The 9,977-nt window shown below is 43.0% G+C and carries 10 protein-coding genes; 4 read left to right on the top strand and 6 right to left on the bottom strand.

Going from position 1 to position 9,977, the window contains the following annotated elements; all coding sequences use genetic code 11:
• Window positions 1-139 precede the first annotated feature (139 nt).
• A complete protein-coding gene (locus H5300_RS15565) occupies window positions 140-544 on the top strand; it encodes a PPC domain-containing DNA-binding protein (RefSeq protein WP_102444303.1) in 405 nt (134 codons plus the stop codon).
• 84 nt (window positions 545-628) lie between these two features.
• Window positions 629-1,252, top strand: a complete 624-nt coding sequence (locus tag H5300_RS15560; RefSeq protein WP_004731776.1) for a PolC-type DNA polymerase III — start codon at window positions 629-631, stop codon at window positions 1,250-1,252.
• Window positions 1,253-1,322: 70 nt separating this feature from the next.
• Here H5300_RS15560 and H5300_RS15555 read toward each other — a convergent pair whose 3' ends face one another.
• The gene (locus H5300_RS15555) at window positions 1,323-2,159 is read right to left on the bottom strand and encodes a DUF6279 family lipoprotein (protein WP_182796364.1); all 837 of its coding nucleotides are present in this window, start codon (window positions 2,157-2,159) and stop codon (window positions 1,323-1,325) included.
• Window positions 2,160-2,462: 303 nt separating this feature from the next.
• On the opposite strand from H5300_RS15555, the gene H5300_RS15550 reads away from it, so the two are divergent.
• Window positions 2,463-2,636 (top strand): hypothetical protein, encoded by a 174-nt coding sequence (locus tag H5300_RS15550; protein WP_017077429.1) that lies wholly within the window; start codon window positions 2,463-2,465, stop codon window positions 2,634-2,636.
• An 84-nt stretch (window positions 2,637-2,720) separates the two neighbouring features.
• Here H5300_RS15550 and dbpA read toward each other — a convergent pair whose 3' ends face one another.
• The 3 genes from dbpA to H5300_RS15535 form a co-directional block, all read right to left on the bottom strand.
• The gene (gene dbpA, locus H5300_RS15545; protein ID WP_009844770.1) at window positions 2,721-4,100 is read right to left on the bottom strand and encodes an ATP-dependent RNA helicase DbpA; all 1,380 of its coding nucleotides are present in this window, start codon (window positions 4,098-4,100) and stop codon (window positions 2,721-2,723) included.
• Window positions 4,101-4,249: 149 nt separating this feature from the next.
• Complete coding sequence (locus H5300_RS15540; protein WP_182796363.1) at window positions 4,250-5,158, bottom strand: aldo/keto reductase family oxidoreductase; 909 nt, start codon at window positions 5,156-5,158, stop codon at window positions 4,250-4,252.
• A 218-nt stretch (window positions 5,159-5,376) separates the two neighbouring features.
• The gene (locus H5300_RS15535) at window positions 5,377-5,970 is read right to left on the bottom strand and encodes a hypothetical protein (RefSeq protein ID WP_182796362.1); all 594 of its coding nucleotides are present in this window, start codon (window positions 5,968-5,970) and stop codon (window positions 5,377-5,379) included.
• A 420-nt stretch (window positions 5,971-6,390) separates the two neighbouring features.
• Here H5300_RS15535 and H5300_RS15530 point away from each other — a divergent pair, with 420 nt between their 5' ends.
• Window positions 6,391-8,238: a M3 family metallopeptidase gene (locus H5300_RS15530; protein ID WP_182796361.1), complete on the top strand. Its 1,848-nt coding sequence runs from the start codon at window positions 6,391-6,393 to the stop codon at window positions 8,236-8,238.
• A 92-nt stretch (window positions 8,239-8,330) separates the two neighbouring features.
• Here H5300_RS15530 and H5300_RS15525 read toward each other — a convergent pair whose 3' ends face one another.
• Entirely contained in the window at window positions 8,331-8,642 is a 312-nt protein-coding gene (locus H5300_RS15525; RefSeq protein ID WP_029406345.1) for a hypothetical protein, read from the bottom strand.
• Between the two features lie 165 nt (window positions 8,643-8,807).
• A complete protein-coding gene (locus tag H5300_RS15520; protein ID WP_182796360.1) occupies window positions 8,808-9,848 on the bottom strand; it encodes a porin in 1,041 nt (346 codons plus the stop codon).
• Window positions 9,849-9,977 lie beyond the last annotated feature (129 nt).

Genomic DNA, 9,977 nt, shown 5'->3' with positions numbered 1-9,977 from the left:
AAAACCGTATGGCTTCCGTAACGATAGTCCATGACCAACTCCACCTATGTACAGAGTTGTAAAGTATCATAGCTAAAGCTGACCGACTAAAGTCGGTGGTTTTAACCTTTTAGGAGACTAATAAAGTTGAGGCAATAAAATGATCACCCCTATCGTAACGAGATTAATCCGAGGCCAAGATCTAAAACTTGAACTCCAAAAGCTTGCGACAGCGCACAATATCTCGGCGGGCTCTATTGCGTCTTGTGTCGGTTGTGTCTCTGAACTCAATATTCGTCTGGCTAATGCGAACAATACCAAGCTAATCACAGCTCCGTTCGAAATTGTGTCGCTTATGGCAACACTAACCCCAAATCACCAGCATGTGCATATATCCGTTGCTGATGAGAATGGCAATGTGATTGGTGGGCATTTGCTTGAAGGGACGATTATCGCAACCACCGCTGAATTGATTGTTCACCGCTACGATACTTTGACCTTCAACAGAGAGCATGACGATTCGACGGGTTACACTGAGCTCACTGTCAGTAGCAACACGCAATAGAACAACAACACGCAATAGATTGACCCATAGCAACACTAAGCGCCCCATATAAAGCGATACAACCAAATAGTATTAGGAAACACGATGGCTCCAAACTCCGCAGACTCCGTTATCGTTCTCGATTTCGAAACCACAGGCTTGTCGCCAAACATGGGTGACCGAGCGATTGAAATCGGTGCGGTTAAACTCGTTAACGGCGAAGTCGTCGACACCTTCCAGCAGCTCATGAACCCGGGATTTCGCGTTAGTGGATTCATTGAAAGCTATACCGGGATCAGTAACCGCATGTTAAGCACAGCGGCCAGTTGCAGTGAAGTAATGGATGAGTTTGCAGACTTTATCCAAGGCAGCCAACTTGTTGCTCACAATGCGTCGTTTGATAAGCGCTTTCTCGATGCGGAATTAGACTTTATTGGCCGAGACTACACAGGCAAGTTCGCTTGCTCAATGTTGATCGCTCGTCGTCTAATCCAAGACGCACCGACTCATAAGCTAGGCGACCTTGTGCGTTTCAAGAATATCGACAACGACGGTACTTTCCACAGAGCGTTAGCCGATTCAGAAATGACAGCACGGTTATGGTTACTGATGATTGATGAACTGCAAAGTGATCACGGTATTCAACAGCCGAGCTTTCAATTGATGCAAAAAATATCTAAGACAGCTAAAGGCTCAATTCCAAAGCTGCTGATGAGTAACAGAGGCTAACTCTCTGCATTCGGTTAAGGTTTTGTCAGAAGGCTAGTAGCAAACAGTCACTAGCCTTAATATAGCTACCCTACTCCTGCAGTGACACTAACGTCGTCTTGAGGCTTTCTAGCTCACTCATAAAATAAGCCCATTGTTTATCACTGCTCACTGCGGCGATATCCACCAAGAACTTCGCTGATGTTTGCATATTCTTATCAAGCTTAGACTCCAGTTCTTGCGGATAATAATCTTCATTGTTCAAAAGTAGCTTCATAATAATTGGCTGTGCAATATGTAAATCGGTCTTCTTTTGCATAAGTGTCGTTAGGTCTTGATACGTATTATTTTGATATTGTCGCCAGCTGTCGTTAGTATTTATCCACTCTTGAGACCACGTCAAAATAATCGTTTTTTGCTCTTTCGATACCGACCCGAGCCATCGCTCTAACCGATCTTCAATTCGACTTCGATAACGTTCTCTCGAATCTTCATCATTCAATGATAATCTTTCTTCGTAATATTCTTGCTGCTTTTCCCTAAAGTTCTTTAAGAATTCGTTATCTTGCTCAGGGGTAAGCTGCATACTTAATGCGTAAATATCAGGAGAAAACTTGTTAACGATTGAGCGAATATGATTTTTAGTTTGTTCACTTTGATCAATGATAAAAGCTGAATTCATATCAGAACGGTCTAGGTTTTGAATCGCTTGCAGTTGCGACATATACAGCGGAAGTTGGGTTTCTTTATGCCATTGCTGTAATAAGTCGAGGCGCTCTTCGAGCTCTGATTCTTGACTGTTGGATAGAGAAACAAAGTCTTCAATATAGCTAACCGCAAACCAGCTTATATTGTTGTAGGCAAATTTAGTCCCGCAACCAGCGAATACAAAACAGACTAATAAGACTAACCATCGACACTTTCTCATTTAACCCTCTCACGATATTCAGCAAATCCATAAATCCATTAACTCACCCTTTTAAGGCTAGCTCTAGTTCTTATAACGCTCGTTCTAGCTCTTATAAAAGTAGCCTTAATAAGCAGTGGCTGTAAAAACTTTGAGATAAATTGAGACTCAGACTTGCTAATCTAGCTATTTCGGCAAATGATTAAACTAAAAATAATTAATGGCAGTGATGTAACTTGATTTTTATTGCTCATTTGATGTAAACGAAACCTATAAACGAATGGTTTATTTATTTTCAAATGATTAATATTTGGGAGGTAAGCTATGGCCGCTACTCCTCATTATACAAGCGAGTTAGAGTACGAGCTTTGTTATTTTGACGATGGAAGACTAACCACAATTACGATATCCGCTAATAATCGACAGGAAGCGATGACTTGGTATCTTAGCGAAGGAAGACATATCAACGATTTCTATTCGATCAGACCTGATGAATAAACGTTTGATGCGTTACTGGCTGTGGAACACCCTTTACTGCATTATCACTAGCATGACTTAGCAGTAAAGGGAGACAATCTCGAATTACTTCAGAATTCGGGCGCGGAATTGACGACCCTTCATTTTACCTGATTCGATTTTACCTAATGCTTTCTTAGCCATTGATCTTTCTACAGCAACGTAAGCACGCATCGCGAACAAGTTGATCTTACCTACTGACTTACCATCAATACCGCCTTGGCCTGTCAACGCACCAAGGATATCGCCTGCGCGAAGTTTCGCTTTCTTACCACCATCAATCTGGATGGTTACCATGTTTGAGTAGTACGGCTTAGCGATTGGTTTAGCTGGCAACTGAGATGGTTCGATTGGCATATCCATGTACTCATCAATTTGAGCAACACGGTGCATCTCTTTTTCGCTAAAGAAGCTGATAGCGACGCCTTTGCTTCCTGCACGTCCAGTACGACCGATGCGGTGTACGTGAACTTCAGGATCGCGAGACAACTCAAAGTTGAACACAGCATCTAGGTTATCAACATCAAGACCACGAGCGGCAACATCGGTTGCAACCAAGATAGAGATGGTTTTGTTTGAGAACTGAACCAAAGCTTGGTCACGTTCACGCTGTTCCATGTCGCCATGAAGCTCGATAACACTGAAACCACGGTGGCTTAGCTCATCATTTACGTTCTGTACTTCTTTCTTAGTATTACAGAACACAACCGCTGACTCTGGTTGATGATGAAGAAGCATTAGCTCTAGTGCATCATCACGAGCTTCAGTACCTTCAACCTTATAAAAGTGTTGTTGGATGCTTGAGTGATCGTGCGTTGATTCAACCTTCACCATTTCAGGGTTATTCATGATGCGGTCTGCAACAGATTTAATCTGTTTAGGGAAAGTTGCACTGAACAATAACGTTTGACGATCTTTTGGTGCTGCTTCAATAACAGCATCTAGTGCATCTTGGAAACCCATTTCCAGCATGCGATCGGCTTCATCTAACACAAGTGTGTTCAACTCAGACAGGTCAATACGGTCTCTCTCTAGGTGGTCCAGGATACGACCAGGAGTGCCCACAAGAATGTGTGCGCCATGCTCTAATGAACCAATTTGTGGGCCCATTGGCATACCGCCACATAGTGTCAGCACTTTAATATTGTGAATGCCACGAGCAAGAGTACGGATCTCTTTTGCTACTTGGTCTGCAAGCTCACGAGTCGGACATAACACTAAAGATTGAACACGAAAACGCTTAACGCGTAGGTTTTGCAGCACGCCTAAACCAAAGGCAGCTGTTTTACCTGAACCCGTTTTACCCTGACCGATAACATCCTTGCCATCCAGAATAGTAGGAAGACTTAACGCTTGAATAGGCGTCATTTCAGTATAACCAAGAGAATCTAACGTATTTAGAAGCTCAGGTTTAAGGGCGATTGAAGAGAATTTTGAAGTGCTCAATGGAAATATCCAACTGGTGAAAAACAGAGTGCATTATGAGTGTTTTTGAAAATTATTCCACCTTAATCACAGTTTTGAAGAAACATGTTAGGCGAACACAAAAAAGCCAGCTTTGTTAGCTGGCTTTTGCTTCTATTTTGAATCGCTACCTATGGCACACCGTGACCTTTAGAAGCAACCCATACGCGATACCACTGCTCACGAGTCAGCTCGATTTTCAGTGCATCAACAGCCGTCTTCACACGTTCAATCTTACCTGAGCCAATAATAGCAATCGGATTAGACGGTAAACGACGAACCCAAGCGTAAATCACTTGGTCAATGCTGTCTGCACCCACTTCTAGACGAATCGCCTCTAGCTCATCGCGAACGCGAATCGCTTGTGCTGAATCGCCACTGAAGATGCTGCCGCCACCGAGACAAGACCACGCCATTGGACGAGTACGGTTCATCTGCAGCTGATCCAACGTACCATCATGGGCCACTTCAAAGTTCAATGGATTGATTTCAACTTGGTTAGTCACTAGTGGCTTACCTAGTCGAGATTGCAGTAAGTCGAACTGACGCGGTGAAAAGTTAGAGACACCGAAGTGCTTAACTTTACCTACCTTATGTAATTCAGCGAACGCTTCTGCTACTTCATCTGCATCCATCAGTACATCTGGGCGGTGAATCAGTAATACATCAAGTTCGGTTACACCCAGACGCTCTAGAGAGTTATTTACCGACTGGTAAATATGATGCGCGCTGGTGTCATAGTGATTGATCTTACGATCTGGAGTGTGGTCTCCACACAAGTTGATATCGCACTTGGTGATGATTTGAATATCATCACGAAGGCTTGGCTCAAGCGTTAATGCTTCACCAAACAACTTTTCACATTGGTAGTTACCGTAAATATCCGCGTGATCAACAGTTGTGATGCCAAGATCAATGTGCTGCTTCAGGAAAGTCAGGCGTTGTTGCGGGGTCATACCCCATTCTGCTGTACGCCAGTATCCTTGCACCAACTCAGAGAGTTCTGGGCCTTGTGGCGCTGTCGTTACTCTTGCAACCATGGGTTGTCTCCTTTATCAATACTGAACGTATCCTAAGCTCGTTTTACCGAAGGCTCAACGTATAACAAATGGCAAAGGTAAACGCTTACTAAAAAATGTGAGAGCCGCAGAAAAACGAACACTAAAATCAATAATAGCTTGCTGTCTGCCCCTCAGCCGTTCTCCCAAAAGGCTTGTTTACTCTAATGAATGACGAAACCATCTATAAATTTGAGCAATTAAAGACGATTTAGTTCAACCGTTAAGTTGTCGCCATCACTATGTAACTGAATCCAAGGAGCTGAAGAACGAGAAGAAGATGAAGAAGAACTAGGCACATTCCATAAACTCATTTGCTCAGAGGAATGATGTGGTGCATTGATAAATTCGACGAGTTGTTTATCTACCTCATCAAAACCAACGCCCTCATGTTTCGCTTGTTCGAGTTGAGCGACCACATCGAACTCATCCTCTCCAATACGAATTGAGCTGAGAGCAAAGCCATCTTGGCGAAGGTAGGCTTGAAGCTTTGTGTAACTTAGGTTCGAATATGGCAGATTTAAGCGAACCGTTTCAACGCTTGAGTCGCCTAATTCCAGTTCAACATAAACATCCAAATCGTAATATTGAGTGAGGTCACTGCACAACAGAGTGCCTTCAACTTCGCCACAATCCATGAGTGCAGTATCGTTAATATAGTCTTGAGAACTCGGCAGACTTGCGCTGCTGTTAAATACTGTTCTTAGCCACCAGCTTTCGGTTGCTTGCGCGGAAAATGCAAAAGCATTAAGGGACAGCATTAGAGGCAAGATTAGAACTTGAAGGATTTTCATCGACTGAGCTTATTTAGCGCTATATGAAGCGCCCATTATACGTGACCAATCAACAAACAACTGCTCGAGTCGCAAATTTTAAGCGAAAAAAAACGGGCATACATGCCCGCTAGATAAATTCATCACCGAATAACGTAACCCGTCACGTTGAGAACCATTACGAAAAAGATAATATCACTCCCCTGCAAAAGTTACAACACATCGTACCCATTAATTATATCCACCTTCAATAGCAGGTCTTCAAGCGACAATCTAACTTTGTTACGCTGAATAGCTTCTGGTGGAAAGCTGATAAAACCGTATTGGTTCAACACGGCTTGATAGCCATGTAATTTACATTCCGCTATATGCAACATCACAAAATACATTCAATGAATGTGTCATAATGTTGAAATTACTGGTTAATTTTCAAGGAATGTCATGACTGCAACGAACTATCTCAACCAATTGAATCAAAAGTATCTTGCGACTCATAAAGCAAAAGAAGACTTCTTTTGGGATACATATATGGGGATCAGTGACGACCACGATGGCTCGACACTCGCGCAGACTCAGTGGACGGAATTTCTTAGCTCTGCCGAACAAATTGCTGCTATCGAAACGCAACTAGCTGCTATCGATAAAATTCAAGATCCCCTAGAAAAAGAGAGTACGCTAACAGGCTTGAATGGTTGGTTAGCGACCTTTAGATCTCACGCTATTGAGTCAGAGCAGTCACAGAAGCTTAAAGCCGAACTCATAAAGTTTGAGGCTGAACTGTTTGAGAAAAAACAAAATCATGTGATGACTTACGTAAATGAAACAGGCGACGAAACAGAAGGGTCACTGCCCGTTTTAGGTTCAGCCGTTAGAAGTAATGGTAATGAACAAGTTAGGCTTTCTGCACACCAAGCACTATTAGATTTAGAACAGTGGCTGCTGGCTAACGGCTTCATTGAACTGATCAAAAAACGTAACCAATTTGCTCAATCACTGGGTTTTAAAACCTTCTTTGATTACTCGGTGGTTAAAACCGAACAGATGACGACAGAGCAGCTGTTTACGATTCTTGACGACTTCGAAGCACGTACACGCGATAGCCATCAGCAAAGCCTAGCCAATTTGGCTGAGCAAAAAGGCGAAAGTGCACTTCAAGCCCATAACTTTACCTACTCTTTTGCAGGTGACGTTATGAATAATCTTGATCCTTATGTTCCGTTCTCAAAGTCACTTCGACGCTGGATTGAATCTTTTGGTCGCCTAAACATCGAATACTCTCAAGCGACATTAAAATTGGATCTGCTTGATCGTAAAGGTAAATACCCTAATGGTTTCTGCCATGGCCCTATCCCATCTTTCTACGATCAAGACACTTGGGTAGCGGCTCAAGTTAACTTCACGAGCAACGCCAAGCCCGACCAAATCGGCAGCGGTTATGATGGTATCAACACGCTATTTCACGAGGGCGGCCACGCAGCGCATTTCGCCAACGTTAAGATGAACGCGCCTTGTTTCTCTCAGGAATTTGCACCAACCTCGATGGCTTATGCCGAAACGCAATCCATGTTCTGTGACAGCTTATTGAATGACGCCGATTGGCTCAAACAATACGCGCTTAATGCAGATGGCCAAGCAGTACCTGACGAGTTAATCAAAGCAATCATCGATAACAAACAACCCTTCAGAGCTTATCAAGAACGCAGCATTTTAGTGGTTCCGTATTTCGAGCGAGCACTTTACGAATTGGCGGATGAAGATCTGACACCGGAAAAGATCACTGCTCTTGCTCGTAGCAGTGAGAAAACGATTCTTGGATTAGCTTGTAGCCCTCGCCCATTAATGGCAATCCCGCATCTATTGTCGGATGAAGCATCTTGCGCGTATCAAGGTTACCTTCTGGCTCATATGGCGGTGTATCAAACTCGTGCGTATTTCACCGATAAGTTTGGCTACTTAACGGATAACCCAGAGATCGGCCCTTTGTTAGCTAAGCACTATTGGCATCAAGGAAACAGCGTCAATCATAATGGGACAATCGAAAGCCTGACTGGGGAAGGTTTTAATGCCAAATACCTCGCTGACGAGTGTAACTTATCGCCAGAGGAAGCTTGGGCGATTGAGGAGCAAAAAATCAAACAACTGTCGACAAGAGAACGTGCACCAGTCGCGGATTTGAATGCGAAGATATCGATCGTTGATGGGGCTACCGAGTTGACGAATAATGACAAATCAAATCATCAGATGTGTGATGAGTTTGAACACTTTATCGTTGGGCAATACGGCCGATAGCGGGTGCTGAGCATCTGTAACCAAGGTTGAACCAAAAATTCAAACGAAAAAAGGACGATAATTTATCGTCCTTTTTATATTCAGCGTTGGATCTATGCCGTGACACATGTCGAGCGAGTTTCAGTATCAAACTCAACATCAACAGAATCAGCACTTCGCAATGATTTTCGATGAATGCCAAATACTTGCCCCGTCAAAACAATATAAAACTTCTCTGTTTTGAGTAGATTCCAAGCTTCATCAAGAGATTCAGTATAAACCTTGTTCTTGAGATCTTGTGGGCGGGTACCTGCGACTCTTCCATGTTTACGCGCCAATTCAAATAGTCCATTACGATTCGGTTTACACGTAAACAGGGTATCATTTCCATAAATAACACCCTGGGCTGTAATGCTTTTAATCATTACATTTCTCCAGATAATAATTCCACTCGTAGCACTTGAGTGAAAAACCACATATCAATCTGTGGATGCTTACACTGCAAAAAGAAGAGAACATGGTGTAACGACCGGGCAAGCTATTACACCATTACCATCAAATGTCTTAGAAGCTCTTATGAGTTCAAGTTCTTAGAAGTAGTAGTAAGCTGCTGCGAATACGTGAGTCTCTTCATCATATTGCAAGTTAGAATCGCCAATACGAGCACCATCGATGTCTTGCTTGATATCGATACCCATGTCAGCGTTGTCAGCGATACGGTACATTGCCGCGATGTTGATGTAAGAAGCATCTACGTCCGCTTGGCCATCAAGTTCATTGCTGTTAGAGGCGTAACCCGCTGCAATTGTTAGGTCTTCAGAAACCGCGTAACCACCTGAAACGTAGTAACCAGTGTCTTTCTCAGAATCTGCGTCATCAATCCAAGAGTTCATACCTAGTGTTAGGTCACCGATTTTTACGTTACCAGTTACCGTGTAAACTTCGTAATTAGCTTCGTAATCACGGTTTTCGTAACCTGCGTATAGGTTGAATACTTCTTGCTCTAGACCGATGTAGCCGTTCACACCTTTATCGAACTTATCATTGTCACGAGAATCTTTCGTTTCGAAGTAAGAGATACCGTAAGCGATACCACTTGTTGCACCTTGGAATTTAACAACATTGAAGCCGTCAGAAGCATCACCAGCAGAAGCGCCAAACTCGTAAGTGTTATCACCAGCGCCATCCACTTTGTCTAGTGCTGTATCGTTTTCCCAACCAAATGAAGCGATACCGAAACCAGTGTCAAAACCAAGCCAAGCTTTGTCTACGTCAGCAGCAGGGCCAGTATCGATGCCATTTGTCCACTTGTAGTTAACTGAATCATTCGCTGAAACGTTATTGTCTGTTGTGTAGTTCACCATCAAGTCAGTTTCGAAGTAACCAACAATACGGTTGTTACGGTAGTTTACCGCAAGTGTAAGGCCTGTAGCCCAGTCATCGTAAAATGCTTTAGAACCAGTATCGTAGTAACCGCCAACACCCATAGCACCAGATACTGAAAATTGATCTTTATGCATTGAGTCAAATGCGAACATGTCTTCATTCTGGCTGTTTTGACTGCTTGTGTTTACAGCGAAAGCTGAACTTGAAATGCTCGCAATCGCAAGTGCTACTAATGTCTTTTTCATGATAACCACTACCTATATATTGATTCGGCCTTGTTAATCCGGCCTTTTGGAGTGGCGCTATTGTTCAAAAAAACAGGTTATTGATATACCGTAAATTTACTGAAAATTTTATAGCTTTGGTGAATTTCA

This window comes from Vibrio sp. SG41-7, assembly GCF_014164465.1.
In the GTDB taxonomy this organism is placed as follows: domain Bacteria; phylum Pseudomonadota; class Gammaproteobacteria; order Enterobacterales; family Vibrionaceae; genus Vibrio; species Vibrio splendidus.
The sequence above is the reverse complement of the archived record's forward strand: the minus strand, read 5'-3'. Positions and strand labels throughout refer to the sequence as shown.

Excerpts from the sequence above, each read along its gene's own strand:
- H5300_RS15555 (WP_182796364.1), bottom strand. The coding sequence starts at position 2,159 with ATGAGAAAGTGTCGATGGTTAGTCTTATTAGTCTGTTTTGTATTCGCT.
- H5300_RS15530 (WP_182796361.1), top strand. The coding sequence starts at position 6,391 with ATGACTGCAACGAACTATCTCAACCAATTGAATCAAAAGTATCTTGCG.
- H5300_RS15540 (WP_182796363.1), bottom strand. The coding sequence starts at position 5,158 with ATGGTTGCAAGAGTAACGACAGCGCCACAAGGCCCAGAACTCTCTGAG.
- H5300_RS15535 (WP_182796362.1), bottom strand. The coding sequence starts at position 5,970 with ATGAAAATCCTTCAAGTTCTAATCTTGCCTCTAATGCTGTCCCTTAAT.
- H5300_RS15550 (WP_017077429.1), top strand. The coding sequence starts at position 2,463 with ATGGCCGCTACTCCTCATTATACAAGCGAGTTAGAGTACGAGCTTTGT.
- H5300_RS15525 (WP_029406345.1), bottom strand. The coding sequence starts at position 8,642 with ATGATTAAAAGCATTACAGCCCAGGGTGTTATTTATGGAAATGATACC.
- H5300_RS15520 (WP_182796360.1), bottom strand. The coding sequence starts at position 9,848 with ATGAAAAAGACATTAGTAGCACTTGCGATTGCGAGCATTTCAAGTTCA.
- H5300_RS15560 (WP_004731776.1), top strand. The coding sequence starts at position 629 with ATGGCTCCAAACTCCGCAGACTCCGTTATCGTTCTCGATTTCGAAACC.
- H5300_RS15565 (WP_102444303.1), top strand. The coding sequence starts at position 140 with ATGATCACCCCTATCGTAACGAGATTAATCCGAGGCCAAGATCTAAAA.